21 protein-coding genes and 1 pseudogene are annotated in these 26,545 nt (G+C 66.4%); 10 read left to right on the top strand and 12 right to left on the bottom strand.

What is annotated here, in order from left to right; all coding sequences use genetic code 11:
* Positions 1-245: 245 nt before the first annotated feature.
* Complete coding sequence (locus H4O10_RS14050; RefSeq protein WP_180845695.1) at positions 246-3,287, top strand: autotransporter outer membrane beta-barrel domain-containing protein; 3,042 nt, start codon at positions 246-248, stop codon at positions 3,285-3,287.
* Positions 3,288-3,496: 209 nt separating this feature from the next.
* On the opposite strand, the pseudogene H4O10_RS14045 reads toward H4O10_RS14050, so the two are convergent.
* A pseudogene (locus H4O10_RS14045) lies at positions 3,497-3,930 on the bottom strand (hypothetical protein).
* 415 nt (positions 3,931-4,345) lie between these two features.
* On the opposite strand from H4O10_RS14045, the gene H4O10_RS14040 reads away from it, so the two are divergent.
* From H4O10_RS14040 to H4O10_RS14020, 5 genes are all read left to right on the top strand, one after another.
* Entirely contained in the window at positions 4,346-5,383 is a 1,038-nt protein-coding gene (locus H4O10_RS14040) for a S41 family peptidase (protein WP_049453384.1), read from the top strand.
* A 3-nt stretch (positions 5,384-5,386) separates the two neighbouring features.
* Complete coding sequence (locus H4O10_RS14035) at positions 5,387-5,722, top strand: hypothetical protein (RefSeq protein ID WP_049453382.1); 336 nt, start codon at positions 5,387-5,389, stop codon at positions 5,720-5,722.
* Positions 5,723-5,771: 49 nt separating this feature from the next.
* Complete coding sequence (locus H4O10_RS14030; protein ID WP_005411035.1) at positions 5,772-6,206, top strand: SseB family protein; 435 nt, start codon at positions 5,772-5,774, stop codon at positions 6,204-6,206.
* Between the two features lie 137 nt (positions 6,207-6,343).
* Positions 6,344-7,297, top strand: a complete 954-nt coding sequence (locus H4O10_RS22335) for an RHS repeat-associated core domain-containing protein (RefSeq protein WP_024957024.1) — start codon at positions 6,344-6,346, stop codon at positions 7,295-7,297.
* Positions 7,294-7,701: a hypothetical protein gene (locus H4O10_RS14020; RefSeq protein WP_024957023.1), complete on the top strand. Its 408-nt coding sequence runs from the start codon at positions 7,294-7,296 to the stop codon at positions 7,699-7,701. Before H4O10_RS22335 ends, H4O10_RS14020 begins: the two co-directional genes overlap by 4 nt.
* Positions 7,702-7,786: 85 nt before the next feature.
* Here the strand turns inward: H4O10_RS14020 and H4O10_RS14015 are convergent, their stop codons facing one another.
* Together H4O10_RS14015 and H4O10_RS14010 are read right to left on the bottom strand one after the other, a co-directional pair.
* The gene (locus tag H4O10_RS14015) at positions 7,787-9,007 is read right to left on the bottom strand and encodes a multifunctional CCA addition/repair protein (protein WP_049453379.1); all 1,221 of its coding nucleotides are present in this window, start codon (positions 9,005-9,007) and stop codon (positions 7,787-7,789) included.
* A gap of 204 nt (positions 9,008-9,211) precedes the next feature.
* Positions 9,212-11,197 carry a transglycosylase SLT domain-containing protein gene (locus H4O10_RS14010; protein WP_049453377.1) on the bottom strand — a complete coding sequence of 662 codons (1,986 nt, stop codon included), beginning with the start codon at positions 11,195-11,197 and terminating at the stop codon, positions 9,212-9,214.
* Positions 11,198-11,348: 151 nt separating this feature from the next.
* On the opposite strand from H4O10_RS14010, the gene H4O10_RS14005 reads away from it, so the two are divergent.
* A complete protein-coding gene (locus H4O10_RS14005; protein ID WP_088470300.1) occupies positions 11,349-11,756 on the top strand; it encodes a biopolymer transporter ExbD in 408 nt (135 codons plus the stop codon).
* Positions 11,757-11,811: 55 nt separating this feature from the next.
* On the opposite strand, the gene H4O10_RS14000 is transcribed toward H4O10_RS14005, so the two are convergent.
* Positions 11,812-12,699 carry a hypothetical protein gene (locus H4O10_RS14000; protein WP_141097836.1) on the bottom strand — a complete coding sequence of 296 codons (888 nt, stop codon included), beginning with the start codon at positions 12,697-12,699 and terminating at the stop codon, positions 11,812-11,814.
* 624 nt (positions 12,700-13,323) lie between these two features.
* On the opposite strand from H4O10_RS14000, the gene H4O10_RS13995 reads away from it, so the two are divergent.
* Positions 13,324-16,185, top strand: coding sequence for a TonB-dependent receptor (locus H4O10_RS13995; RefSeq protein WP_049453375.1), 2,862 nt, complete (start codon positions 13,324-13,326; stop codon positions 16,183-16,185).
* Between the two features lie 108 nt (positions 16,186-16,293).
* Here the strand turns inward: H4O10_RS13995 and fhuE are convergent, their stop codons facing one another.
* From fhuE to H4O10_RS13980, 3 genes are all read right to left on the bottom strand, one after another.
* A complete protein-coding gene (gene fhuE / locus H4O10_RS13990) occupies positions 16,294-18,453 on the bottom strand; it encodes a ferric-rhodotorulic acid/ferric-coprogen receptor FhuE (protein WP_049432115.1) in 2,160 nt (719 codons plus the stop codon).
* Positions 18,454-18,624: 171 nt separating this feature from the next.
* The gene (locus H4O10_RS13985; protein ID WP_033835231.1) at positions 18,625-19,176 is read right to left on the bottom strand and encodes a M23 family metallopeptidase; all 552 of its coding nucleotides are present in this window, start codon (positions 19,174-19,176) and stop codon (positions 18,625-18,627) included.
* Positions 19,177-19,185: 9 nt separating this feature from the next.
* On the bottom strand, positions 19,186-19,668 hold the full coding sequence (locus H4O10_RS13980) for an Lrp/AsnC family transcriptional regulator (protein ID WP_033835230.1): 483 nt from the start codon (positions 19,666-19,668) through the stop codon (positions 19,186-19,188).
* 72 nt (positions 19,669-19,740) lie between these two features.
* On the opposite strand from H4O10_RS13980, the gene H4O10_RS13975 reads away from it, so the two are divergent.
* The gene (locus tag H4O10_RS13975; RefSeq protein ID WP_049453373.1) at positions 19,741-20,610 is read left to right on the top strand and encodes an EamA family transporter; all 870 of its coding nucleotides are present in this window, start codon (positions 19,741-19,743) and stop codon (positions 20,608-20,610) included.
* A 111-nt stretch (positions 20,611-20,721) separates the two neighbouring features.
* On the opposite strand, the gene H4O10_RS13970 is transcribed toward H4O10_RS13975, so the two are convergent.
* From H4O10_RS13970 to H4O10_RS13955, 4 genes are all read right to left on the bottom strand, one after another.
* Positions 20,722-21,459 carry an endonuclease/exonuclease/phosphatase family protein gene (locus H4O10_RS13970; protein WP_176425407.1) on the bottom strand — a complete coding sequence of 246 codons (738 nt, stop codon included), beginning with the start codon at positions 21,457-21,459 and terminating at the stop codon, positions 20,722-20,724.
* A gap of 53 nt (positions 21,460-21,512) precedes the next feature.
* Entirely contained in the window at positions 21,513-22,349 is an 837-nt protein-coding gene (locus tag H4O10_RS13965) for a thiol:disulfide interchange protein DsbA/DsbL (RefSeq protein ID WP_005414471.1), read from the bottom strand.
* 106 nt (positions 22,350-22,455) lie between these two features.
* A complete protein-coding gene (locus H4O10_RS13960) occupies positions 22,456-23,106 on the bottom strand; it encodes a thiol:disulfide interchange protein DsbA/DsbL (protein ID WP_005411024.1) in 651 nt (216 codons plus the stop codon).
* 106 nt (positions 23,107-23,212) lie between these two features.
* Positions 23,213-24,013 (bottom strand): c-type cytochrome, encoded by an 801-nt coding sequence (locus tag H4O10_RS13955; protein ID WP_033835228.1) that lies wholly within the window; start codon positions 24,011-24,013, stop codon positions 23,213-23,215.
* A gap of 156 nt (positions 24,014-24,169) precedes the next feature.
* Here H4O10_RS13955 and yihA point away from each other — a divergent pair, with 156 nt between their 5' ends.
* Positions 24,170-24,772: a ribosome biogenesis GTP-binding protein YihA/YsxC gene (gene yihA / locus H4O10_RS13950; RefSeq protein ID WP_005411022.1), complete on the top strand. Its 603-nt coding sequence runs from the start codon at positions 24,170-24,172 to the stop codon at positions 24,770-24,772.
* Positions 24,773-24,844: 72 nt separating this feature from the next.
* Here the strand turns inward: yihA and H4O10_RS13945 are convergent, their stop codons facing one another.
* Complete coding sequence (locus tag H4O10_RS13945; protein WP_049453370.1) at positions 24,845-25,816, bottom strand: MBL fold metallo-hydrolase; 972 nt, start codon at positions 25,814-25,816, stop codon at positions 24,845-24,847.
* Positions 25,817-26,545: the final 729 nt, after the last annotated feature.

Genomic DNA, 26,545 nt, shown 5'->3' with positions numbered 1-26,545 from the left:
GAATCGATTGGCGATGCAGGATCAGTAGATCCACGCCATGCATGGATGCTTTGCGCGTGATTCCGGATGCCGGAAAAAATGAACGATTTCAGCCACATCACATCGGCGTGAGGGCTGGGCGATTTCACATCTGAACTGTGATTTCCCGCACGCAAGTTCACCTATCGAAATGGTTCACCACACGGCAGACTGCAAGCGCCGTGCCGCACATACGCAGTTCCTGATTGCCCGCCCAGGAGTGCCCCATGTACCGTGCCGTTCCGTGTGCGTTCCGTCCGCGCCGCCTTGCTGTTTCCGTGTTGCAGGCCCTCGCCGTTCCCTCCCTGCTTCTGACGACCGCCAGCGTTGCCTGGGCCGGCTGCAACAGCCCGGCACCGACTGCCGGCCAGACGGTCACCTGTGATACCAACGCGCCGAATCCGCAGACCACTCCCGTTACCGCAAATGGTGCGGCCGGCATCACCGTCAATGTCGCCGCCGGTGCACAGCTGCAGCAGAGTGGTGGTGGATCGGCCATCGCGCTGGTCGGCGCCGGTGGTCACCTGCTGTCAAACCAGGGCGCGATCAGTTCGGTCGGCGGTGTAACCGTGCAGCTTGGGGGTGGCAGCCGCGTCGACAACACCGGCAGCATCAGCACCGGCAACAACACCGCCCTGCAGTTCGTCGGTGCGGGCGACAGCGTGCTGGTCAATCGAGGAGCGATCAGCGGGCGCACCGGCGTACAGTTCGATGCGGGCAATGATCGCCTCGAGATGCAGAGCGGCAGCATCACCGGCGGCGTCCTGCAGGGCGATGGCAATGATGTGCTGCTGCTCAGCGATGGCACGATCGACAGCGTCGACCAGGGCGGCGGCGATGACCAGATGACCGTCACCGGCGGCGCCGTCACCGGCGTGGTGGCGCAGGGCAGTGGCCGCGATGATTTCATCATGAGTGGCGGCACCATCGGCGCGCTGCAGCAGGGCGACAACATCGATACCTTCCGCATGAGCGGTGGCCGCATCATCGGCGCGTTCGAGGATGGCGACCAGGCCTGGATGACCGCTGGCCGCATCGGCCGCGTCAACATGAAGCTGGACAAGAACCTGTGGGACCAGTCTGGCGGTACGGTTGACGGCAACGTGGTGACCGGCTTCGACACCGATACCATCATCATCTCCGGCACGGCCTACATCGGCGGCAACATCAGTGTCAGTGGCGGCAACGACAGCGTGACCATCACCGACGGCACCGTGCGCGGACAGGTGCTGCTCAGTACCGGCAGCGACACCTTCAACTGGAACGGCGGTGGCATCGTCTACGGCGCGATCGACATGGGGCCGGACAACGATGTGGCCAACCTCAGCAGCCTCAACCAGGGCAACTTCGGTGCGGTGCCGCTGTTCGACGGCGGCAGTGGCATCGACCAGCTCAACTTCAACAACGTCAAGACCACGGGCGTGGGCCGCTTCCAGAACTGGGAGGCGATCAGCCTGGCCAACAGCACCGAGCTGACCTTTGATGGCGATCTGGTGCTGGGCGACAGCGGAACCGGCACCGGCACGCTCACGGTGGATGACACCAGCACCGTCTACGCGGGCAGTGGCAGCCATGCCGTCCGTCCGTTCAACAGCGGTGCACTGGTGGAGATGGTCAATGCCGGGCGCGTCGACCTGACCGGTACTGGCGCCGGCGACGTGTTCACCGTGCGTGGCAACTACCGCGGTGACGGTGGTGGTCTGTACCTGCGCACCGTTCTGGGGGCGGATAATTCAACCAGCGACCGCCTGGTGATCGATGGTGGTGCCGTCACCGGCACGACCGGCATCGGCGTGCTCAATCCCGGCGGCAGCGGCGCTGCCACGTTGGCCGATGGCATCCTGGTGGTGCAGGCCTTGAATGGTGGCCGCACCGCGCCGGGCGCGTTTTCGCTGTTCGCACCGGTCGCGGCCGGTGCCTACGAGTACTTCCTGTTCAAGGGGGGTGTCAGTGCCGGTACCAGCGAGAACTGGTACCTGCGCTCGACCCTGGTGGCCGGCCCGGCACCAGCGCCAAACGGAAGCGGTATCAATGGCGTGCCGCCGCCGCCGCCGCCGACGCCGACGCCGCCCGTCGCACCACCGCCACCGATCACCCCGGCACCGCCGCCGCCGCCCGAAGGCGCCACCGATCCAGACCTGACTGCCGGCGAGACCGCACCACCGCCGCCGCCACCGGAACCGGCGCCTGTGGCGCCGCCCAGTGATCCCGCGGTGCCGGACGTGCCGGTGGCCGGCGGTGCGCTACCCGGAACCGGTACGCCGCCGACGCCGGGCGCACGCCCCGCCGAAGGCGCGGTGGTGCCGCTGTACCGCGTCGAGACTGCCACCTATGCCGTGGTGCCGCCGCTGCTGCGCGAGACCTCGCTGGCCAGCCTGGGTACCTTCCACGAGCGGCAGGGCGAGCAGCGCCTGCTGTACAACCAGGGTGCGTTCCGCACCGCCTGGGGCCGTCTGGTGGGGCAGAGCAGCGAGATCCACTGGAAGGGCGATGCGCAGCCGGGCTTCGATGGCGATGTGATGGGCCTGCAGGCCGGCCTCGACGTGTGGGCTGCTGCCTCTGACAACCACCGCAACCAGATCGGCGTGTTCGTCGGCCGCACCCGCGCGCAGGGCAAGACCACCGGCCTGGCACTGGGCTGGGAGAACGTGCAGGTAGGCCAGAACCGCCTGGACGACAAGCACGTGGGCCTGTACTGGACGTTTACCGACAGCAGTGGCGGCTACATCGACGCCGTGGCGATGCAGAGCCGCTACGACGGCCGCGTACGTTCCTCGCGCGGGCTCGGCTTCGGGATCAAGGGTGGTGGCACCAGCGTGTCGGTGGAGGCGGGCAAACCGCTGCTGCACTTCGGGCAGTCGGGGTGGTGGCTGGAACCGCAGGTGCAGGTGATCTGGCAACGCACCTCGCTGGACGACCGCCGCGATGCGGTGTCGAGCGTACGCTTCGACAACGACAACGCCTGGACCGGCCGCATCGGCCTGCGCCTTGCCGGCGACTATCAGCTGGCCGACAACGGCTGGCAGCCGTACTTCAAGCTCAACTACTGGCATGGCCGTTCTGGCGAGGACCGTATCCGCTTCGACGATGACGTGATCTTCAATTCGCAGCGCTCGCGTGCACTGGAGGCCGGCGTCGGTGTGGTCGGGCGCCTCAACCGCACCATCAGTGCGTACGCGGTGGCCGACTACACCCGTGAACTGGGTGGCGATCGCAACGAGAAGCGCCGCATCATCGAAGGCAACATCGGCCTGCGCGCGGACTGGTAGCGCGCGGTACGGGTGTCATGACCCGCTCTGGTGGGTGTCGACCTTGGTCGACACAGGGCCAATCGACGCCATGACCTGCTCTGGTGGGTGGCGACCTTGGTCGGCACGATGCTTTCCACTGCCATGACCTGCTCTGGTAGGTGCCGACCTTGGTCGGCACGAATCCCACCGATGCCATGACCTCCGCGCAGCCCAGCAACGGCTCGGCTCTACAGCAGCGGTGCGCACGCATCCGGTTCCACCAGCGCGCCGGCATGATCGGCCAACACCACCACCGCGTGCAGCAGGCCTTCCTCCACCTGCGGCGGACACTGCGCCTGCGCATCGTCCGTCTCGCGCGCCGACTGTGCAGCCAGCAGTACCCCGCCGCACGCAGACAATGCTGCCAAGCAGCGCGTCGCCTCGGCCAGTTCCCGGCCACGCACATCGCTGAGCTGCCGTTCGCGCCAGACCTGACCATCGGCGGCGTGGCTTTGCGCGATGCCGTACAACCGGGCGAAGAAGGCCGGCGGCGGAGCGTGTTCATGGGCTTCTGTGAGCGCATCTTCCAACGCCTCGGCTACGGCATTGGAGAGCTGCAGGCCGGGCATGCGGCACCGAGCAGTACATGCAGGCGTGGATAGGTGGGGTGGAGCGTGGTCATGGCAGCAACCTCACAAGGCTGGGCCACCTGCAGGGATGCAAGGTGGCGGGCGGTGCGGGTTGGCGTGCCGGTGAAGCTACCCAAAGGAAACGAAGCCGGCGGATCGGAAGGATCCCCACGCACCGCCCACCGCAGAACGACGGACGGTGCAGTATTCGAGACCACGACATGGTCGCAAGCCCGACTTCAGGTAGCTTCATTCAGGACGCCAATCCCGACCAGCGCAGGAGGCGCCGACGGGCCACCTTGGCGCGTTGTGCTTGGCGATGACATGGGCAAAGTTGCAATCTACTGATCGCGTGCAAGCCGTCTTGCTGCAACCCGCGACCGGGCCAGATACGACAGTTCGCGCATGGCGAAAGTGATCATGCCCCGGTTATGCTGCGCGCCTGACTCAACGACAAGGAAACGTCGCATGCAGGTTCGCAAGGGAGTGCGTCGCATCGGCGCGCTGATGCTCGTGTTGCTGGCGACCGGCGCCATGGCCGATACGCCAGGCGCGGTCGAGGTGCCCTCGCCGGAGGCGGAGGCCGAGATCCTCAATCTGCTTGAACGCCAGGCGCTGTATCGCGATCGGGTGGACTGGGCCGCCACCCGCGTACGCCTGCAATCGGCGCAGGGCGACCCCGCGCAACGGCTGGCCGTTCTGCGCGAAGCCATTGCGGTCAGCACGGGCAATCATGGCGGATGGACGACGACCCAGCGCCAGAGCGAATCCCTTGCGCGCGCGCAGCAGGCCGGCGCCGCCGCCGTGGACCGGGCCAAGGCGGCCGATGCGGTGGATATGCGCATCGGCTGGGTGGTCATCGAGGGCTATGCCTCCACGCCGGGCGCGACGCCGCAGGAAAAATTCCGCCAGGACATCCAGCGTGCCGCGCGGTGGCAGCAGGTCATCCGCAGCAAGGACGACGGCGCGCGCTGTGGCTGGATCGTCGACCTGCGTGACAACAGCGGTGGCAACATGTGGCCGATGCTGCTGGGCATGGCACCGCTGCTGCGCACCTCGGTAGTGAACAACGAAGATGTGGGGTCCTTCGAAACTGCACAGGGGCCTGAGCGCTGGACGTTGACCGCGACCGCCGTGCAGCGTGCAGGCAAGTCGGTGCTGGACTTCGGCCAGTCCGGCTATGTGCTGCGGCAGCCCGGCGCGCCGGTGGCGGTGCTGTTCGGGCCGCGCACCGGCAGTTCGGGCGAGGCCTCGGTGCTGGCGTGGCGAGGTCGTCCGCAGACGCGGAGTTTCGGTCAGCCCACTGCGGGTGTCTCCACTGGCAATGTCGTGCAGACGCTTGCCGATGGCAGTCGCCTGCTGCTGACCACCACCGTGATGCGCGACCGCAATGATCGTGGTGATGGCTTGAAGATCGAGCCCGACCAGCGTATCGAGGGTGATGCCGCCACTTTGGCCGCTGCCGAAGCCTGGCTGCTGGCCCAACCCGCCTGCCAGGGCCGCTGATCCATGATCCTGATCGGCCAGCAGGAGCGGGTGGTGGTGGTCGGCCCAACCGAAGCCCACCATTGCCTGCGCTGCCAGACGGAAACCGAGTTCGCCCCGCAACTGCGCTACAAAATGGCGCGCATCGACCTGCTGTTTGGCCTCACCTACCAGCGCCGCTACGAGCTGGCCTGCACCCGGTGCGGGCAGGGCTGGGTGCTGGATACCGAGACCATGGACCAGCAGCTGGGCGGGGTGCCGATCCCGTGGCGGCACCGCTTCGGCCTGCCGTTGATGCTGGTCGGCGTGGCCGGGCTGGCCGCGCTGGGCTGGCTGTGGCGGCACGGATTCCTCGGTTGAGGAGCGGGCCTGTTAAAGTCTGCCCTGCAACCACGTACCGGAACCGACCATGGACCACGACACCCCGTTCGAACCCCTCAACGACCTCGAGGTGCGCCTGCTGCAGGCCCAGGACGGCACGCTGACCGCATCGCAGTTCCTCGATGGCCTGCTGACCTCGACGGCGTTCGTGCTGCTGGACAAGGCCATCGGCGAAGACGGTGCCTGGGACGAGAGCATCTCGCCGCTGGTGCTGACCAGCGAGAGCGGCGAGCCGATGTTCGCGGTGTTCACCGCGCCCGAGCGCGCGGGCCTGTGGCACGAGCAGCTGCCGCAGTTCGCGCATGCCATGCCGATCGCGGTGCACGCGCTGCTGGCCGGGATCGGCGACGGCGTCGGCCTGGTGCTGAACCCCGGCCTGGACGTGGGCATGGAGATGATTCCCGATGCCGTGGCCCAGCTGAAGCAGCGCGCCGCGGCGATCACCCGCGGCATGGCGCACTGAGCCAGGAACCACGTTCGGCAAGGGGCGCATGTGGCTGCAATGCTCTGCACGAAACGGGCAGGGCAGGCGAGCGGCAGGGAAAGTGGGCACGCGCGGACCCAGGGGGCATCCCCCGCTCATGGGGGAGGCAGTTCAGGATGGACCTGCTGGAGAACGGAATGGTGGCTTCGAAGCTGCGGCTGGCGTTGTTCGCATCGACTTCACTGATGTACAGCGCCATTGCCGGCGCACAGGTCGTCACCTACGTCCATACCGACGCCCTCGGGTCGGTTGTCGCTGAAACCAACGGGGCGGGCGCCGTCATCACACGCTATGACTACGAACCCTACGGAGCCGCGATCGGTGAAGGGGTGGCCGATGGTCCTGGCTATACAGGGCATGTAAGCGACGCGGCTACTGGGTTGAGCTACATGCAGCAGCGGTACATGGACCCACAGCTGGGAGTATTCCTGTCGGTGGACCCGGTGACGGCATATGGACAGCCGGTTGGGCAGTTCAACCGCTACCACTACGCCAACGGAAATCCCTACCGGTTCACGGATCCGGATGGACGATGCCCGGAAGGGGCCGGCCGGTCCACGTGCATCGATGCCAGGCGTTTCGACCAGAGCCGATCAAGTGGCCTGGACATCCAGCTTTCGGCGCAGACGGAGAAGACCGCTCTGGCCAACACCGATTCGGTGAGAGTCGGTAGTGGCAACCGGGAGAAGGCTGTCACCATCGAGGCAAGCAGCAACGGTACCGAGTCGATCCGGGTGGATCCATCAATGGCGACGTCCTCGGATGCGTCCGGGTTCTATGCGGAACTGACGCCGACCGCCGATACCGTGGCTGTGATGCACGGCCATCTGGAGCAGAGTGGCCTGGTGGATCGGCTGACGCCAGGAGATTCGGGTCCCCTCGTGAGCCCGGGGGTTCCCAACATCACGGTGGACAGCACGGGTTCGCGGGTCGGTGTGCGTGAGCTGGTCGACGGCAAGGTGCAATTCCGGATGATTCAGGGCCGCATGACGCCGACCGAGCAGCGGCTCATCCAGCAGAACATCACCAAGCAGCAGGAGCTGTTCTACCTACCAGGAAGTGGGCGATGAAGTGGTTCCTGCCTGGCGTCTTCCTGTTGTTCGCAACCGTGGCCGGGTGTGCAACTTCCGGGCAGGCACCTTCCTCCAACCCGGCGGCGCTGCTGCCAAGCAAGGCCATCAAGGGAAGCGCGGAGCTGGATGGGTCTCAGGTGGAACTTCGCGGCTACCTGGTGGCACAGTTCGAGGATCGTGGCATCTGGGACAGCAAAGCGGAGTACCGCCGGTACAACAGTGAAGCAAGCTGTGTGTCGCTTTTGATCCCCAAGCGCATGATTGACCAGGTTGAACGACGCTCTGGTGCCTACGCGACCATCAGGGGGAAACTGATCGGGGACCTGCGATCCCGAGGGACCGTGCTGCTGGGTGGATGCAATGTCGTGGCAATTGAAGTCCAGGAGTTGGGTGAGAACTGACTCCTGTGGCGGCAACCTGGGGTTGCCGGCCAGCGGCCGGCACTACCCATGGGAGTCGGTGCGCGGCCGCCACGGCGGTTGCGGATCAGCGGGCGGCGGCGATGGCTTTTACGCGTGCCTTGGCCAACGCTTCACCGATGGCCGGGCCCTTCAGATGGGTGGTATCCAGGTCCCGCGCCTGTACTGACAGTGCCGCCTGGTGCAGGCGCTTGAGCGTTTCGCCCTGCGGGTAGTCGGCGTCCTCGAAGCCGAGCCGGCCGCGTTTGTCGGCCTCGCAGCACAGTGCGATGCGGGCCACGCGCTCCGGCCGGCGCAGCGCATCACAGCGGCCCAGTAGTTCCAACACGGTGGCACCGCGGAGTTCGTCGATGCGGTGCACGTTCAAATGCTCGCGGCACACCGCTTCAGCCAGCTGCTGGTGTTCGGCAGGAATCTTCAACCGCGCGCACAGTGCCTTCAGGGGTTTGATACCGCGCTGTTCGTGCATGATGTGGCGCGGCCACTCCGCAGGCGGGGTCAGGCCCTTGCCGAGATCGTGGGTAAGCGCGGCAAAGCCGACCAGGTCATCGCCGGGGGCCAGCTTCGCCGCCATGTCGCTGACCATTTCCTGGTGGATGCCGGTATCGACTTCCGGGTGGAATTCGGCACGCTGCGGCACGCCATACAGCGCTTCCAGCTCGGGCAGGATCGGGCCCAGTGCATGTGCATCGTGCAGCGTGCGCAGGAAGGCGGAGGGCCGCTCACTGACCAGCGCCTTGCGCAGTTCCTGCCACACTCGCTCCGGCACCAGTGCATCCAGTTCGCCACTGGCGGCGATCTCGCGCATCAGCGCCATGGTCTCTTCGGCGACGGTAAAGCCCAGCGGCGCGAAGCGCGCCATGAAGCGCGCCGCGCGCAGCACGCGCAACGGATCTTCCACGAACGCAGGGCCGACATGGCGCAGCACGCGCTGCTCGATATCACGCACGCCACCGTAAGGATCGACCAGCGCCCCGCTGTCTTCGTCGCAGGCAATCGCATTGATGGTGAAGTCGCGGCGCTGCAGGTCTTCTTCCAGCGTCACTCCCGGGTCGGCATCGACCACAAAGCCGCGATAGCCGCGGCCGGATTTGCGCTCGGTGCGCGCCAGTGCGTACTCCTCACCGGTCTTTGGATGCAGGAATACCGGGAAATCGCGGCCGACCGCGGTGTAGCCCTGCGCTTCCATCTGCGCGGGCGTGGCGCCAACCACCACCCAGTCATGGTCGCCGGCGGGGCGCTGCAGCAGGCGGTCGCGTACGGCGCCGCCGACAAGATAGATCTTCATGGCTGGAATCATCGCATGCCCGGCGCAGATGCACCGGTAGTGCCGGCCGCTGGCCGGCAACGGCAGTCACCCCGAAGCTGCCGGCCAGCGGCCGGCACTACCGATACAGCGGCCAGCCTGATCCAGGCCAGCAGGCTCATCGTTTCACTCCTGGGCGTGGATACCGGGGAATGCCGGCCAGCGGCCGGCACTACCGCAGTGCGATCAATCCCCGCCCTGCTCGGCGTTGGCGGCGCAGCTGAAGTTCTTGCGCTTGTCCACCAGGCGGCCCATCAGGCGGTCGCTCAGCGGCAGCGCATCACCATTGAGGCGCCAGTCGTAGATCACGCTGAAGGCCAGCACGCGCGCCACGTACTCGCGGGTTTCCTTGTAGCTGATGGTCTCGATCCACAGGTCCGGGTCAAAGCCCGGGCGCTGGCTCTGCCAGCGCGCGGTCGGGGTCGGGCCGGCGTTGTAGGCGGCGATGGTCACGTACGGCAGGCCGTCGTACTTGTTCATCAGCTGGCGCAGGTAGGCGGTGCCGATGGCGATGTTGGTGTCCGGGTCGTAGAGGCTGTCGGCGCCGCCGTAGCCGGTCAGGCCGATCGACTTGGCCACACCGGCACCGGTGGCCGGCAGCACCTGCATCAGGCCCATGGCGTTTGCAGGCGAGCGCGCACGCGGGGTGAACGTGCTCTCGGCGCGGATTTCCGCCGCCACCCAGGCCGGATCGATCGCGTTGCGTGCCGATTCGCGGCGGATGGTGGCGTCGTGGTGCAGCGGGAAGCGCAGGTCGTACAGGCGCTGTTCCTGCGGCTGCTTGCCGAGCGCGAACACGGCGCGGTCGAACCAGCCGTTGTCCTGCGCGACGCGTACCGCGAGGCGGCGCTGGGTGTCATCGAAGCGCGACAGCGCGCTGTTCCATTCGGCCACAGCCCAGCCGGTGCGGTCGATCTGGTACAGCGCCATCGCGCGCTGGATGGCCGGGTCGCGCGCGATCACCGCCTGTGCCTGCGCGCTGTCGTTCGGCTTCCAGGGGCACAGGGTATAGCCCTGCTGCAGCTTGTCGGCAGCCAGGAAACCGTGGAAGGTCGGTGCGCGCGCCGCATCGCGGAACAACGGCTGCGCCTGCTGGGCCTGGCCGGTCTTCTCCAGCATGCGGCCTTCGAAGTAGCGCCAGCGCGGGTCGCTGCGCTGCTTGCTGGCCATCTTGCGGATCGCGGTCAGTGCCGCCGGCCAGTCACCGCGCGACATCGCCTCGCGCACGCGCCATTCGTGCAGGCGTTCGTCATACGCCGATTCCGGCACTGCGTTGAGGCGGCGTGCCGAATCGGGCAGGTAGGAAGCCACCGTCCACAGCGCGATCTGGTACAGCACCTGGCCCTGCTGCTCGGCACTCAGGCCGAGCGCCTGGGCGTACTGCGGCAACTGCTGTTCGGTGGCGGCCGGGTCGGCCTTGGCCAGCTTGGCCAGGCCGTCGGTGGCGATGCGCCGGCTGCGCTCGTTGCGCGGCCAGTTCAACGCGCTGGCATTGGGCTTGTCGACGAAGGCGGCGTAGCTGTTGGCCTGCGCCAGGTCCGCGGCGGGCAGGCCGCGTGCGGCGCTGCGCATCACGGCCGGCTGCTGGGCGTCGGCGGCGGCATCGATACGCTCCCAGCGCAGGGCGTCGCTCAGGCCGCCTTGTGCCTGCAGCACTGCGAATACCGCGTCGCAGCCGTCCGGCAGCGACTTGCCGTTCTTGCGCCACAGGTCCTGTGCCTCGCTGATCCACTGCGGATCGACCTTGCCGGTCACCTGGCGCGCGGTCAGCTGCGCGCAGCGCAGGCCTGCGTTGTCGGTGGGCGCCCAGTTGGCGAGCAGGGTGGGCCAGTCCTGGCGGCGTGCGACCGAGGGCAACCACACGCTGCGGAACGTGTTGGCCACGGCCTGGCCGTCATAGCGCTTGAGGAAGGCCTGCGCCTGCGCGGTATCGACGTTGTCGATGTTGCGGCGCAGGTTGGCGTACTCCAGCCAGCCGTAAGCCGGATGGTGGCTGAGTGCGGCGGCCTGGCCGGGATCGAACTGGCCGCGTTCGGCGGCAGCGATCGCGGCCTTCAGCTGCGCGTTCTGGGCGTCGAGGGACTGGGCATTGGCGCAGCCGATCAGCAGCGTGGTGGCCAAGGGCAGCAGGGACAGGGTGGTCGAGGAGCGTCGGGTCATGGCGCCCAGCATAGCGGGGGCTGGCTGAATTCAGTTTCGCATTGTGTGCACGCCGGGCGTTGGCAACGACAGCTGAATGAACCCGTACAGGCCACTGCCGCAGGTGACGGAAGGCGACGTACTGTCGGCCTTGGGCGAACGGCCCGGCTGCACGGAGCGGCACATGGCGTTCAGTAGCGCAGGAAGAAGCGGCCCGCTGGCGGACATCAATGTCACGCCACTGGTGGATGTGATGCTGGTGCTGTTGATCATCTTCATCGTGACCGCGCCGATCGTGGCCCGGCCGATTGCCGTGCAGCTGCCACAGGCCACCGATCGCACGATCGATCGCCCCGAACCGCCACCGCCGATCGAGCTGCGCCTGGACGCTGGCAACCAGCTCAGCTGGAATGGCCAGCCGATGGCGATCAGTGAGCTGCAGGCGCGCCTGCAGGCACAGGCGGGCGAACATGCGGGCAACCTGCCGGAGCTGCGCATCGCCACCGATCCGTCGGCCGAGTACGAAGGCATGGCGCGGATCCTGGCCGCCGCCGAGGCTACCGGCATAGAGCGCATCGCCTTCGTGCGATAGCGTATCTAAACCGCCGCTCAGGGGGAGATTGCGACATGAGCGGCGGATGAGGGTGTCAGTATTGCTGGCAGTAGACTGTGCGACCATCCCAACTGCACGAGATGCGGCTGCTGCTTCCGCGCTGGACGGGGACTCCATACATCTGTGCGGATCTGACCCAGTTGTCCAGGTCGCCATGCTGGCCGAAATAGTATTGTCCGGCGTACGAAGGGGCGGAGATCGGGTCGGCGATGGATTCGTCAGGAACCTTGTTGCCTGTGCTGTCGCGACTTTCGCCCTTCTGATACTTCGCTTCGGCAACGTTGTCCGGTGTTACTCGATAAAGCGTCTTCGATCCGTCACGCCATGTGATCATTATTGTTATGGATCCGCCACCTTTGAGGCCTGCCCAGTTCAGGGCCGCTTGTTGAATCGAGAGCGCAATGCTGTTCCAGGTTGGGCTTCCCGTATTGGCTCCTGCCAGTTCTGTGGCTAGATACTGGCCAAGTCGGGTTCGCAGTGTGGCTGAGGCGACGATGTCAAAGGTATTGGAGGACTTGTAAGACTCGGGGAACCTCACTCCATTGGAGTTTCCAGGATTGTCTGGATGCAGCACGACCACTGATCCGCCTCCTGCCATCGCGTGGGCCCCTTCAGGTGGCCCTCGAAAGGCTGAGGTCGCATCCAGAATCCGTAGGAAAGCCATTTGAATCTGTGCGGGAACCGGTGTCGAAAGTGCGCGCCACTTTCTGATCTCGCGATCATATTCAACTTCGAAGGCGCTCAGTCGGGCTTTTTCGAAGTCCATTACAACCGCCAACCCGGAGCCTGACATCAGGGCTGCATCTTTGGGAGAGGCACAGTTGTTGCATTCAATCAGGCCCCCCGCTCTCGATTCGCTTGCAGGGAACAGAAGCAATGCCGTGACAATCGCGACATGGATCATGACGGTGATTGTTTTCACAATTGAGCCTCATGAGAATGACTGGGGCTCTCAGTCTCACCTTGGTTGGCCTCGGAAATTCGTTTGACGGGCAGTTTTCAAACTATTCCTAAATGTTGTCTGAATTTGCTTCGTAGATTAAAGTTAGTCGATGCATGGCTCTGTCATCGAGATGGCAGGAGCCGAAAGAGCAGCCATTGAGTGCCTCACGTTCGCACGGTGATCCCGGCGATCTGCAGTCCGTCATTGCAGGAGCTCCTCCATACGGGTTACTCACCATCTTGGTATGAGTTCCAGCTCGAAAGCGATCTGATCGACACCGTCGACCGACGGCAACGGCGATCATCATGCTGCCGATGGCGCAGGCGCATTGTCGTTGGACGGATCGGCAAGAGCACTTGCCCAATTGCGGGAAAGCCGGGAAACCGCTGTCGCACCCGGCATCAACGACGCGCGGCGAACAGTATCGTCCGGTCTTCATGTGTAGCGATCTGACGCAAATGACCGTCATTTGCGTCAATTCCGCGTGAAAGAGTGCCGGTCATCACGCCGTGATTTTTACCACTTGTTTACAAAGGAGACGCTGCCGCCATGCAGGGGGAGCGCGGCAGCCCATGTCCCGACATTCCTTTGGAGAGAGAGCGAATGATTCACCTGCATCACCGCCCGTTGGCGGTTGCCGTTGCGCTGTGCGTGACGGCCCTGGCACCGTTGGGTGCCGCTGCGCAATCCACCACCAACCTCGATGCGGTGGAAGTCACCGGTACCCGCATCAAGCGCGCTGAAGTCGAAGGCCAGGTGCCGATCCAGACATTGACGCGCGGTGACATCGAACGCACCGGCCTGACCTCGATCGGCGAAGTGCTGCAGCAGCTCACCGGTTCCGGTTCGGCGCTCAACGCCAAGTTCAACTCGTCCGGCAACTTCGGTTTCCCGCCCGATGGCAGTGGCGTGGGTGCCGGCTCGGCGCAGGTCGATCTGCGCCACCTGGGGGCCAAGCGCGTGCTGGTGCTGGTCGATGGCATCCGCTGGGTCAATGAGTCGTCCGCCTCCGGCGTCGGCTCGGCTACCGATCTCAATACCATTCCGCTGGCCATCGTCGAGCGCATCGAGGTGCTGGAAGATGGCGCGTCGTCGCTGTACGGCTCCGATGCCATTGCCGGCGTGGTCAACATCATCACCCGCCGTGACTTCGATGGTGCGCAGGTGACGCTGAACTACGGCGAGTACAGCAAGGGCGACGGCACGCAGAAGGGCGTGGACCTGGCCTGGGGCAAGAGTGGCGACCGCTTCAGCCTGTTCCTGGGCGCCAGCTGGACCAAGCAGGATCCGGTATTTGCCAAGGACCGCGAGCAGTCGCGCTTCCCGATTCCCGGCACCGGCCTGGCGTTCGGCAGCGGTGGCATTCCGCAGGGCCGTTTCATGTTCACCGACCCGAACACCGGTGCGGTGCAGAACATCGTGCCCAATACCGGCGTGAGCAATCCGCGCTACGACGGCAGCGCCGGCTGCAGCCGCACGGATGACTACCACTGCTTCACCACCGCCGACCGCTTCAACTTCGCCGAATACAACATGGTGCTGACGCCGTCGGAGCGCAAAGGCCTGTTCGGTCAGTTCCGCTTCGACATCACCGACAACGTGCAGTGGTACGTCAAGGCACTGGGCAACCGTCGTGAGTCGACCAACCAGGCCGGCCCGGAGCCGCTGTTCTTCGGCCCCGATGGCGCCACCGGCAATCCGCTGGCCGACAACATCGTGGTCTCGCGCCTGAATCCGTACAACCCGTTCGGCTTCGATCTGGTTTCCGGCGACAACATGAGCCTGATCGGTCGTCGCCCGGTGGAAGGCGGTGCGCGCGTGTTCAAGCAGAAAGTGGACACCACTTACTTCGCCACCGGCCTGGTCGGTGATTTCCATGCCGCCGACCGCAGCTGGTACTGGGACGTCAACGGCATGTACAGCAAGAACAAGGCCGAACAGACCAACTACGGCAGCTATGACATCTACAAGGTGAACATGGCGCTGGGCGATCCGTCCGTCTGTGCGGCCACGCCGGGCTGCGTGCCGTTGAACATCTTCGGCGGCGTCGGTTCGATCACCCCGGACATGCTGAAGTGGATCCAGCCGGTGGTGCGCGACCGCAGCCAGAACGAACTGAGCCTGTTCACCGCCAACCTGTCCAGCGAGCTGTTCTCGCTGCCGGCCGGTCCGGTATCCTTCGCCACCGGCTTCGAGTACCGCAAGTACAAGGGCTCCTACCAGCCCGATCCGCTGACGGTGATCGGCCACTACAACGGCGTGCCGTCGCAGCCGACCTCCGGTTCCTACGACGTCAACGAGGCCTACCTGGAGTTGAGCGTGCCGATCTTCGCCGATTCCTCGTTCGGCAAGAAGCTGGACCTGAGCCTGGCCGGCCGCTATTCGGACTACTCCACCTTCGGTGGCGAGTTCACGCCCAAGTACGGCCTGCGCTGGCAGGTGACCGATGACTTCGTCCTGCGCACCACCTACGCCGAGGGCTTCCGCGCACCGTCGATCGGTGAACTGTACGGCTCGGCGGCGCGTGCCGACCTGCAGCTGTTCGACCCGTGCTCGGTGGGTCTGGGCGGCACTCCGCCACGTGGCAGCGCCGCCAACTGTGCCGCGCTGGGCGTGCCGGCCGGCTTCCAGCAGGCCAACTCGCAGATCTCGGTGACCACCGGCGGCAACCGCGAGCTGGAGCCGGAACGCTCGCGCAGCTTCAGCGCCGGCTTCGTGTGGAGCCCGTGGTTCGGCAACAATGCGTCGTGGTCGGAGCGCTTCGATGTGGAGGTGACCTTCTACCGCCATGCCATCGATGGTGCGATCCAGGCGATCAACGCACAGACCCAGCTGGACCTGTGCGTGGATACGCTGGACCCGGTCTACTGCGATGGCATCACCCGTGCCAGCACCGGTGCGGTCAGCAGCTTCAACAACCGCCTGACCAACCTGGGGTCGATCAAGACCGACGGCTGGGACGTGGATCTGTTCTGGACCCTGCCGCAGACCTCCATCGGCCAGTTCAAGCTGGCGTGGAAGAACACCTTCGTCGGCCGTTACGAGGCCACCGGCGCGGCCGGGCAGAAGCAGCCGCAGAAGCCGGGCGTGGAAGTGGCCGACAGCTCGATTCCGGAGTGGACCAGCAATGCCAGCATCGGCTGGACGATGGACCGCTGGAGCGCCAACTGGACGGTGCGGCACATCTCCGAGCTGACCGAGAACTGTGGCGATGCCGCGGCCTTCCCGGTGTGCAGCAACCAGGCAGCGGGCACCAACACGCTGTCGGCCACCACCTTCCACGACATGCAGGTGGGCTACAAGATCGACTGGATGAAGGGGTTGCAGCTGACCGCCGGCCTGAACAACGTGTTCGACAAGGATCCGCCGATCTGCCTGTCGTGCTCGTTGAACGGCTACGACGCTTCGACCTACGACATCCCGCGTGGCCGCTACTGGTACCTGCGCGCGGATCTGCGGTTCTGATGTGAGAGCGGCGCCGGGCTCAGCCCGGCGCCGTTGCAGCGTCGAGCCATGCTCGACTGTCCTGGATGATCGAGTCGAGCATGGCTCGACGCTACAACGCCGGTTGGATCAGAACGACCAGGTGAACGTCAGCGAGCCGTTGCGGCCATCGCCATACGCACCGTAGCCGTTGATCTGCGACAGGTACTTCTTGTCCAGCAGGTTGTTGAGGTTGGCCTGCACGCTGAACTCCGGCGAGATGCGGTAGCGCACGAAGGCGCTGACCAGTGCATAGCCACTCTGCTCGATGCGGCCGTAGGCAGGCACCGCGTAGTAGATGCGGTTCTGCCAGTTGGCACCGCCACCGACGGTCAGTTCCTGCAGCGACTGCGGGGTGTAGCTGGTGAAAAGCTTCAGGGCGGTCTGCGGCAGGTTGGTGTTGATGTCGGCGTCGTTGATGTCCTTGGCCACGTAGCGCGAGGCGCCGAAGGTGGCATTCCAGCCCGGTGCCAGTTCACCGTTCACCTCGAACTCGAAGCCACGGCTGACGGTGCCGCGTGCGGCGATCGAGGCGAACTCACCCGGGCGGCCGATGATCGGCTCGCTGGTGACCTGGGAGACGTTGTCCTGCTCGATGCGGAACACCGCCAGCGAGGCATTCAGGCGGTTGTCGAACCAAGCCCCCTTGACGCCGACCTCGTAGCTCTTGCCGTCGACCGGGTCGAGATAACGGTCGTTGCGGTCGCGGGCGGTCTGCGGCTGGAAGATCTCGGTGTAGCTGGCGTACGCGGAGTAGGTGTCGTTGATGTCATACACCAGGCCGGCGTACGGGGTGGTCACCTTGTGTTCGCGGTCGTCGTTCTCGCCTTCGCTCTTCCAGTCGGTGTAGCGGGCGCCGATGATCAGCTTCAACGGATCGGCCAGTGACAGGCGTACGGCGGCGTAACCGGCCTTCTGGGTGATGGTGCCCTGGCTGGCCAGTGCCAGCGGGTTCCAGTTCGGCTCGCTGATGTTGCCGGTCCAGTGCAGGTAGCTGGTGAACGGGTCCCAGGTCTTGCCGGCGCCACCGACCTGGTAGTCGCCGTAGTTGGCATAGTCGCGCTTGTTGTAGCTCAGTCCGGCCATGAACTGGTGCTCGCGGCCGAACAGCTGGAACGGACCGTCAACGTAGCCATCAACACCGGTGACTTTGCGCTCGGTGTTGTAGAAACCCGCGGAAGGCGAGATGCCCGTGCCGTTGGTTCTGTCGAAGTTCGACGCGCCCGTGGTCCAGTCGTTGTATGCCGGGTAGAACAGCTTGTCGTCGGCCTTGGTCTCATCGTGCGTGGCACCGACCTTGAACTTCCAGCCATTGCTGAAGGCGTGCTGCAGGGTGGCGAACGCGCGCTTGCTGGTGGTGTCCCAGTAGGTCCAGTTCGGGCTGGCGTTGAACGATTCGTCATAGCCGGTGCGCGAGCCATCGGAGTACAGCATCGGGAAGCCGCCCCAGGTCGCGCCGTTGGCGCGCTTCTGCTGGTAGTCGTAGCCCACGCTCAGCTGGGTGTCCGGGGTCAGGTCGGCGTCGATGACCGCATAGCCCAGCGTCTTGCGCTGGTTGTAGCGATCCATCTGGCCGTCGGTGTCCAGGTAGCTGCCGATCACGCGGCCGCGCACGGTGCCGCTGGCGTTCAGCGCACTGCCCACGTCCACGGTGGTGCGGGTGCGGCCCCAGTTGCCGACGTTCACCGAGACGCTGCCGTTCAGTTCGGCGCTGTCGGCATGCTTGCGGATCAGGTTCACCGACGCGGACGGATTGCCGGCACCACTGAGCAGGCCGGTGGCACCACGCACCACTTCCACGCGGTCGTACAGCGCCAGGTCCAGGCCGGAATCACCGTAGCTCCAGTTCTGCACCATCTGCGTCGGCAGGCCATCGAACTGGTAGGCATCGATGTAGAAACCGCGCGCGTAGAACTCGGTGCGTTCGCTGTCGGACTGGGTGCTGGTCACGCCGGTGGTGTTGGCCAGCACGTCGATGATGTCGTCCAGGTTCTGATCTTCGATGCGCTGGTGGCTGATGATGCTGATCGACTGCGGGATCTCGCGCGGGGCCAGGTCGAAGCGGGTACCGGCCGAGGTGCGGCGCACCGAATAGCCTTCGGCGCGTTCACCCTTCACCACCACCTTGTCGAGGTTGGTCGGATCGGCGGCGGTTTCGGCGAAGGCGGCCGGGGCCACGGCGCAGAGAACGGCGAGCACGGCAACGGACAGCCGTTGTGGCTGCGGCGTACGGAAGACGGAACGGGTCATGGGGGTCCTGGACGAGCACGCGCGCCCGGCCGGCATCCAGAGGCGAGGCGCTACGGGTGGGAAACGGACGGGCAGGCCGTCCTGGCACCACCGGAAACGAAAGAAATGGTAATACGAACTATTCCTATTTACAAACCTTGAACAGATCGGTCTGCGGGTGCGCAGTGGCAGTCAGCGCAGCAATGGCAGCGGGTCGCGCGCGCCGTCGGTGCCGTAGACGCCCCAGTGCAGGTGCGGCGGCGTGCCCTTGGCGTTGCCGCTGTCGCCGACATGGCCGAGCAGATCGCCGGGTTGCACCACCTGGCCGCGTGCCAGGCCGTCGGCCCAGTCCTCCAGATGCGCGTAGTAGTAGCGTTCGCGCCCAGGCCCGATCACCCAGACCTGACGCCCGCCGAGCCCGCGTTCGCTGACATCCGCGACGACACCGGCCGTGGCGCTGCGCACTGGGGTGCCGCGTTTGGCGAAGATGTCGATGCCGGCGTGGGAGCGGTCACGGCCACGTGGCGCGCCGAAGGTATCGGCGATCTGGCGTGGCCGCACGCCGTCCACCGGCACCGGTAGTTGCGTGGCCGGCGGCATCCGCGAGAGCGCCCACAGCATCTTCGGTGCGACCGCCCATGGGCTGTTCCACAGCGTCATCGCCGCGACGAGCGCAATGGCCAGCCACAGGCCACGCAGCAACCAGCGGCGAAGGCGGTGGGCGTGGGAGGACGGTGTATTCATGGCTCGACGCTACAGAACCGGTGCCAGCGGGACCTCGAAACTCCGCTTCAACGTGCCCAGCGCCACCGAGGTGCGGAAGCGCTCGATGTTGTCATCGCCGCCGAACAACCGCTCGGTGATGGCCTCGTACTCTTCCATCGACGCCGCCGAAAGCAGCAGCAGGAAATCGCCATCGCCGGTGATGGAGTAGCACTGCTGCACCGCAGGGTCGTCCTGCACGCGGCGCCTGAACGGCGCCACGCGGTCGCACTGCTCGCTGACCACGCGCACCTCGACGATGATGGTCAGCGGCCGACCGATCTTGGCTGCGGCGACCACCGCCACGTTGGCCGCGATCACGCCACTGTCCTGCAGGCGCTTGATGCGCCGTTGCACGGCCGGGGTGGACAGGTGCACGGACTCGGCGATTTCGCGCTGCGGCAGGGTGTTGTCCCGCTGCAGGAGGTCGAGGATGGCGCGGTCGAAACTGTCGAGCACGGGAGCGATGGCCATGGCGAGCAGAAGTTGCACGAACAGGCTGTCAATTGAGCCAAGTGCTCGGCGCCGACGCAATAGACTTTGCGGATGCAGACCTCACGACTTGCGCCGATGTTGCCGGCGCTGGCGGTGCTCGGCTCGGTCACCTCGCTGGCCATCGGCACTTCCTACGCAAAACACCTGTTACCGCTGATCGGTGCGCAGGGCACCAGCGCGCTGCGCGTGGGCTTTTCAGCGCTGTTGCTGCTGCTGTTCTGGCGGCCATGGCGCTGGAAGACCAGCCGCGTGGATGCGATCACCATCCTGCGCTACGGGCTCACTCTGGGGCTGATGAACCTGCTGTTCTACATGGCCCTGCGCACCATTCCCTTCGGCATCGCGGTGGCCATCGAGTTCACCGGGCCGCTGACGGTGGCGATGCTGTCATCACGACGCCCGATCGATTTCCTCTGGGTAGGCTGCGCGGCGGTGGGGCTGCTGTTGCTCCTGCCGATCGGCGGTGGCCCCGCGCTGGACCCGGCCGGTGTGCTGTACGCGATGGGCGCTGCGGCCTGCTGGGGCCTGTACATCGTGTTCGGCAAGCGTGCCGGTCATCTGCATGCCGGGCACTCGGTCTCGCTGGGGCTGCTGGCGGCCTCGCTGGTGGTGGTACCGGTGGGCGTGGTGCATGCCGGTGCCGCGCTGCTCGATCCGAAGATCCTGGCGGCCGGCCTGCTGGTGGCACTGGTGTCCAGCGCGATCCCGATGTCGCTGGAAATGATGGCGCTCAAGCGCCTGCCGAAGGAGACCTTCGGCATCCTGATCAGCATGGAGCCGGCGGTGGCCGCGCTGTGGGCGATGCTGTTGCTGCACGAGCACCTGCACGGGCTGCAGTGGCTGGCGATCGGCTGCACGGTGTTGGCCTCGGTGGGCAGCACGATGACCGCGCGGCGGTTGAAGGTACCCGTCACCGCCTGAAAAAAAGGGGACGGAGGGGATTAAGTCGTTTATGCCCCGATTTAGGGGGCGCCGGGCGGCGCCCGGCGCAGAGCGTGCGGACCAACGGTCCGCACCTACCGTAACGGCGAGTCAGCGCAGGGCGTCGGCCGGGACGTCGATCTGCATCGCCAGGGCGAGGTGATCGGAGAACGCGGCTGGTACGGCTTCCACGGTACGAGTCTGCAGGCCACTGCTGACCAGGATGTGGTCGATGGCGCGGTCGGGGCGCCAGCTGGGGAAGGTTGGCACGATGCGGCCCGGGGGCTGCAGCCGGGTCTTCTGGTACAGCACCTGCATTTCCGGGCGTTCGGCCAGGCAGTTGAAGTCACCCATCAACACCGCGTTCGGGTGGTCGGACAGCAGCTCGGCGATGAAGCCCAGCTGCGACATCCGCGAGCCCGCGCCCAGCGACAGATGGGCCACCGCCACCGCCAGGCCATCAGCACCATCGCCGAACTTGGCCAGCAGCACGCCGCGCCCGCCGATGCGGCCGGGCAGGGCGTGATCCTGCACTTCAACCGGTTCCAGTTTGCTCAACAGGCCGTTGGCGCTGGAGGCGACCCCACCCATGCGCCGGTTCGGCTGGTGGCTCCAGTAATTGAAGCCGGCGCGCTGGGCCAAATAGTGGGTCTGGTTGGTGAAGCCCGAGCGCAGGCTGCCCGGGTCGGCCTCCTGCAGGCCGACGATGTCATGGTCGCGCGCCAAGGTGGCGATCGCGTCAAGACTGCTGCGCTTGCGACCCGCCGGCAGCGCATGTGACCAGCTGCGGGTCACATAGTCGCTGTAGCGGCGGGTACTTGAGCCGGCCTGGATGTTGGCCGTCAGCAAGCGCAGGGTCCGTGTACGGGGGGAATTCACGGCCGGGAAACGCTTCTCTTGGATCAGTGAGCCTGGGCCGCACCGCGTTCGCGGGCGATCAGGTGGTCGGCGATGCGCAGCATGTCCGGGAAGCTCTTGCCCTTCACCAGGTACTTGCCGTTGACGATGATCGACGGGGTGCCGCTGATCTGGCTGCGCTGCGCGAACTGCTTGGCCGAGTTGGTCTTGGCATTCACCGCGAAGCTGCCCATGGTGGCGGCGAACTGCTTCGGATCCACGCCGTAGGCACCGTAGAACTTGGCGATGTCTTCCACCGAATCACGGCCGCGCTCGCCCTTCAGGGTCTTCTGCGAGTGGATGGCGGCGTACAGCGCTTCGTGGGTCTTCTCCTGCACGCCCAGGGTCTGCGCGGCGTAGAAGGCACGGGCGTAGTCATCCCAGGTGCCGCCGAACATGGCCGGCACGTAGACGAAGTTCACGTCGCTCGGCAGGCCGGCCTTCCACGGGCCGACCAGCGGCTGGAATGCGGCGCAGGCCGGGCAGACGTAGCCGAAGATCTCGGTCACTTCGATCTTGCCGGTGGCCGGCTGGAACGGCTGGCCGTTCGGGATCACCTGGTAGTCGGCACCTTCCACCGGGGCCGGGCCGGTCAGTGCGGCGGTGGTCGGGGCCGGTGCGGTGGCCGGAGCCGCTTCGGCCGGGGCTTTCTCGCCTTCAGCGGCAGCCGGCGCGGCGCCTTCGCTGCCCGCCGCCGGCGCAGCAGCCGGTTCGGTGGTGGCTGCCGGGGCTGCAGCCGGTTCGGCCGGGGCCGCGGTGGTGTTGGTGCTGCCGTCATCAGCCTTGCAGGCAGCCAGGATCGGCAGCAGCGCTGCGAGGGCGAGGGCGTAACGGATCTTCATGGAAACGTCTCCAGCATCTGGAATGGTGGGGCCGGCGCCAGGCGCCGGCCAGAGGGAAATGATGACATGCGGCGGCGACAGCGCCGTGTCGGTGGTGGGTGTTGGTTCAGCGGCCGCGGGCAGCGCGGGCCTGGGCGATCAGCGCCGAGGCGATGCGCAGCTGGTCGTCGAAGCTGTTACCACGCACCAGGTACTGGCCGTTGATGATCAGCGCCGGGGTCCCCGGGATCCTGGTGCGCTGGGCGAACGCGCGCGCGGCATCGACCTTCTTCTGTACGGCGTCGCCGCGCAGGGCCTGGAGGTAACGGTCCGGGGTCACGCCATACGCCTTGTAGAAGGTGGCGAGCTCATCGGCCGAGACGTTCTGCATCGGCAGCGATCCCTGCTCGTGCAGGGCCTTGAACACGGCAGCGTGGCTGCGCTTGGCCACGCCGACCTCGTCGGCGGCGTAGTAGGCCAGTGCCCAGGCATCCCAGGCGCCACCGAAGGCAGCCGGGACCGGGGTGAAGCGCACGTCGGCCGGCAGCTTGGCCGCCCAGGCTTCCAGCTGCGGTTCGAAGTGGGCGCAATGCGGGCAGGTGTAGCCGAAGACCTCGACCACCTCGATCTTGCCGGCCAGCGGCTGGAACGGGCCCGGCTGGGCGATGCGCTCGTAGTCTTTGCCCTCGACCAGCGGGGCATTGGCGGGGGTAGCGGCGCAGGCTGCCAGCGGCAGCAGCACCAGCACGGACAACAGCAGGCGGGAAATCAACCTCATCGACACGCATCTCCGTTGAAAAAAGCAACGCCGGCGCGGTCGCCGGCGTGAAGGAAACATACCGCAGGCGCGGGCCGTGGTGGCGGCCCGGGCCGACCAGTGGTGGTCAGGGGGCGGCAGCCGGTTGCGCCGACGGGGGGGCAGTGGCCACATCGTCGGCCTTGTTGTGCAGGCCCTGCAGGTAGCTCGACAGCGCCTGCACCTCCTGCTCGCTCAGCTTCTGCGCGACGGTCGCCATGATCTGGAAGTGGGCCTTGTCGGTCTCGTTGGTCTGGCCGGCCTGGTATTCCTGCAGGCGGCGCGCGACATAGCTGGCGTGCTGACCACCGATGTGCGGATAGGCCGGACCCGGATTACCGGCACCGCTGGGGCCGTGGCACGCCATGCAGGCCGGCAGGCCGCGCTTGGCGTCGCCGCCACGGTACAGCTGCTGGCCGATCTCGTAGAACTTCATGCCCTTGTAAGGGCCGTCAGCGACTGCCGTGTCATCGGCGATGCCGGCGGTGGCCTTCTGCGTGGCGAAGAACGCGCCGATATCGCGCATGTCCTGCGGGGTGAGGTTCTGCACGAACGGCACCATCGCCACCGCCGCGCCGGAACTGCGCTGCCCATTGGCGATCAGGGCCATCTGCTGGGCGACGTAGCGTTCGCTCTGGCCGGCGATGGACGGGTACATCTCCACCGTGGAATTGCCGTCGGCGCCATGGCAGGCCGCGCAGGCCGAGGCCTTGGTCTGGCCGGCCTTGGCATCGCCCCAGTGGGTCTTGCTGAAATCCACCTCCAGCGAGGCGGTGTTGATCGGCCCGTTGTCGGGCAGCGGGGTCAACGTGGTCTGCGCGAACGCAGCAGCGGCAACGACTACAGCAGTGGCAAGGGCGGATACGGCAAGAACGCGAGCGTGGCGCATGCTGAAGCTCCGTATGGACCGGGCCGGGCGGTGGCCGCCGGCATCGCCCGGATTATCAACGCCGTTTCCGCGCACGGTCAACGCAGCAGTGCAGCAAAATGCCCGCAGAGGCCGCCGGCACGGGCGCGCGGCGCCGCAACATGCGATCCTAGGCACATGTCATTGCTCATCGAACGCGCCCGTTACCACCTTTCGGCCCACAACGTGCGGCAGCTGCCGCCCGACGAAGGGGCCGAAGTGGCCTTCGCCGGCCGCTCCAACGCCGGCAAGTCCAGTGCGCTCAACGCGCTGACCCGCCAGAACGCCCTGGCCCGTGTCTCCAAGACCCCTGGCCGTACCCAGCAGCTGGTGTTCTTCCAGGTCACCCCGGAAGCGCATCTGGTCGACCTGCCAGGTTATGGCTATGCAAAGGTGCCGCTGGACCTGCAGGCGCACTGGCAGGCCTTCATCGACAAGTATTTCCGCACCCGCGAAGCCCTGAAGGGGCTGGTGGTGGTGATGGACATCCGCCATCCGCTGAAGGACTACGACCGGCAGATGCTGTCCTACGCCGTGCAGCGCGGCCTGCCGGCGCACGCCCTGCTGACCAAGGCCGACAAGCTCAGCCGCAGCCAGCAGATGCAGTCCCTGCAGAAGGTGCGCAAGGAACTGCAATCGGCCTACGGCGACAGCGTCAGCGTGCAGGTGTTCTCCGGCGAAGACCGTACCGGCGTGGACGAAGCCCGCGGCGTGATCGGCGGCTGGCTGGGGCTGGAGTAAGGCATTTCCGGTCGCCCGGCTGGCAGCCGGGCGCTACCCGATCGGTGGGTGCCGACCTTGGTCGGCACACCCTCACAACGGCGAATACTCCGCCGGCACCCACGCATAGGCCTTGCCCTCGCCACGCACATGGCCCAGGCCTGGGAAGGGCAGGTGCGCACCGGCTACCCACCAGCCGTTGGCGGTGGCCTGCTGCAGCAGCCCGCGACGGCTGGCGATGGCCGCTGTGCGGTCCGAATCGGCCTCGAATGCCGCCTCCGGGTGCGCGAACTGCACCGCATGGAAGTGCAGCACATCACCCCATACCAGCAGTGACTGGCCCTGGCTGTCGAACCGGTAAGAGACATGGCCGGGCGTATGGCCATGGGTGTCCATCGCCACCGCGCCGCCGGGCAGGGCGTCGCCGGGGCTGAAGGTGCGCAGGTGGCCGCTGGCCTGGTATGGCGCGACCGCATTGCGTGCCAGCGGGAAGGCGAAGCGCACGCCCGTCGGCGCGGTGGCCTCGCTGGCTGGGTTGAGCCAGTAATCGGCATCCGCCTTGGACAGCCACACCGTGGCATTGGGATAGGCCGGCTTGCCCTGCGCGTCGAGTACGCCGCACAGGTGGTCCGGATGGGCGTGGGTCAGCAGCACCTCATCCACCTCGGCCGGGTCCACGCCGGAGGCGCGCAGATTGCCCAGCACCTGGCCCAGGCCGGGGCCGAAGCACTGCGCGGTGCCGGTGTCGACCAGGGTCAGGTGGTTGCCCTGGCGGATCAGGAACGCATTGATCGCGGTCTGCAGGCCCTTCTTGTCTTCCGGCACGTAACGGCCTTCCAGCAGGCGGCTGACCAGCGTCGGCGGCACGTCCACCACTTCCTGCCGGCCGAGCGCGACCACGCCGTCGAACAGGGCGGTGACCTGCAGCGCACCGATGCGCTGGTGATAGACACCAGGGACCTGCTGGGTGGGGGCGGGCGAAGTGGCCTCGGCCAGCGCGACCAGCGGCAGGGACGACAGGGCCAGCAGCAGGGCGCCGCGCAGCGGCAGGGGACGCAGGGTCATGGCGGTTCTCGGTGGATGACGGGCGGTTCCGTTGTGCCCAGAGTGCCGTGGCCGGTGTGTGCACGGCGCTCAAACCACTGCGCGGAATGCTCAGGGAAGGGGTGTTGTCTGCAGGGCTGCGCCCTGCACCCGCTACGAGCCAGGGCAACGGCCGAAGCAACAGCAACAGCGACAGCGGGCTATCCGTGGGATGGCGGGGTGGGTCCGGTTGCGGGAGACGCCGTAAACCCCGCTCCGCGGTCCGGCCCAGTCGCTGGCGGCTGGGCGTTCGGGCGCTTGCGAAGCAGTGCTTCGCAAGCAAAGCGCCCTCACCCATGGGGGCTTGGCCGCGGCATCCATGCCGCGGACACTCCCGCAACCGGACCCGCCCCGCCTTCGACAGATCTCCGAGATCTGTCAGCTCGTGGGGTCAGATCCGTTTTCCGCAGGAAAACGGATCTGACCCCAGAGTTTCATTCGATATCTGACAGATGTGTCGACCAAGGTCGACACCTACCAACAGCCGCGCGGAACAAAGCCGCAGTTGCCAACAGCCGAGTGAACCTGTCGAAGGCGGGGCGGTGTGGGTGGGCAGGACCGTTGGCGCCATGGATGGCGCCATCGAGCCCCCAGGGACGGGTTTACGGCGTGTCCTGCCCACCCACACCGCCCCGCCATCCCACGGAATGCACGCTGTCGCTGTTGCTGTTGCTGTTGCTGTTGCTCCGGCTCTTGCTCTCGCTTCGGCGG

Source organism: Stenotrophomonas sp. I18B00994, assembly GCF_014145825.1.
GTDB lineage: Bacteria > Pseudomonadota > Gammaproteobacteria > Xanthomonadales > Xanthomonadaceae > Stenotrophomonas > Stenotrophomonas maltophilia.
This window is presented reverse-complemented; position numbering and strand designations above follow the sequence as displayed.

Coding starts and splice junctions, on each gene's coding strand:
- H4O10_RS14050 (WP_180845695.1), top strand. CDS start 246: ATGTACCGTGCCGTTCCGTGTGCGTTCCGTCCGCGCCGCCTTGCTGTT.
- H4O10_RS13995 (WP_049453375.1), top strand. CDS start 13,324: ATGATTCACCTGCATCACCGCCCGTTGGCGGTTGCCGTTGCGCTGTGC.
- H4O10_RS14030 (WP_005411035.1), top strand. CDS start 5,772: ATGGACCACGACACCCCGTTCGAACCCCTCAACGACCTCGAGGTGCGC.
- H4O10_RS14010 (WP_049453377.1), bottom strand. CDS start 11,197: ATGCTGGGCGCCATGACCCGACGCTCCTCGACCACCCTGTCCCTGCTG.
- H4O10_RS13985 (WP_033835231.1), bottom strand. CDS start 19,176: ATGAATACACCGTCCTCCCACGCCCACCGCCTTCGCCGCTGGTTGCTG.
- H4O10_RS22335 (WP_024957024.1), top strand. CDS start 6,344: ATGGACCTGCTGGAGAACGGAATGGTGGCTTCGAAGCTGCGGCTGGCG.
- H4O10_RS13965 (WP_005414471.1), bottom strand. CDS start 22,349: ATGAAGATCCGTTACGCCCTCGCCCTCGCAGCGCTGCTGCCGATCCTG.
- H4O10_RS13980 (WP_033835230.1), bottom strand. CDS start 19,668: ATGGCCATCGCTCCCGTGCTCGACAGTTTCGACCGCGCCATCCTCGAC.
- fhuE (WP_049432115.1), bottom strand. CDS start 18,453: ATGACCCGTTCCGTCTTCCGTACGCCGCAGCCACAACGGCTGTCCGTT.
- H4O10_RS14020 (WP_024957023.1), top strand. CDS start 7,294: ATGAAGTGGTTCCTGCCTGGCGTCTTCCTGTTGTTCGCAACCGTGGCC.
- H4O10_RS14035 (WP_049453382.1), top strand. CDS start 5,387: ATGATCCTGATCGGCCAGCAGGAGCGGGTGGTGGTGGTCGGCCCAACC.
- H4O10_RS13945 (WP_049453370.1), bottom strand. CDS start 25,816: ATGACCCTGCGTCCCCTGCCGCTGCGCGGCGCCCTGCTGCTGGCCCTG.
- H4O10_RS13975 (WP_049453373.1), top strand. CDS start 19,741: ATGCAGACCTCACGACTTGCGCCGATGTTGCCGGCGCTGGCGGTGCTC.
- yihA (WP_005411022.1), top strand. CDS start 24,170: ATGTCATTGCTCATCGAACGCGCCCGTTACCACCTTTCGGCCCACAAC.
- H4O10_RS14005 (WP_088470300.1), top strand. CDS start 11,349: ATGGCGTTCAGTAGCGCAGGAAGAAGCGGCCCGCTGGCGGACATCAAT.
- H4O10_RS13960 (WP_005411024.1), bottom strand. CDS start 23,106: ATGAGGTTGATTTCCCGCCTGCTGTTGTCCGTGCTGGTGCTGCTGCCG.
- H4O10_RS13955 (WP_033835228.1), bottom strand. CDS start 24,013: ATGCGCCACGCTCGCGTTCTTGCCGTATCCGCCCTTGCCACTGCTGTA.
- H4O10_RS14015 (WP_049453379.1), bottom strand. CDS start 9,007: ATGAAGATCTATCTTGTCGGCGGCGCCGTACGCGACCGCCTGCTGCAG.
- H4O10_RS14040 (WP_049453384.1), top strand. CDS start 4,346: ATGCAGGTTCGCAAGGGAGTGCGTCGCATCGGCGCGCTGATGCTCGTG.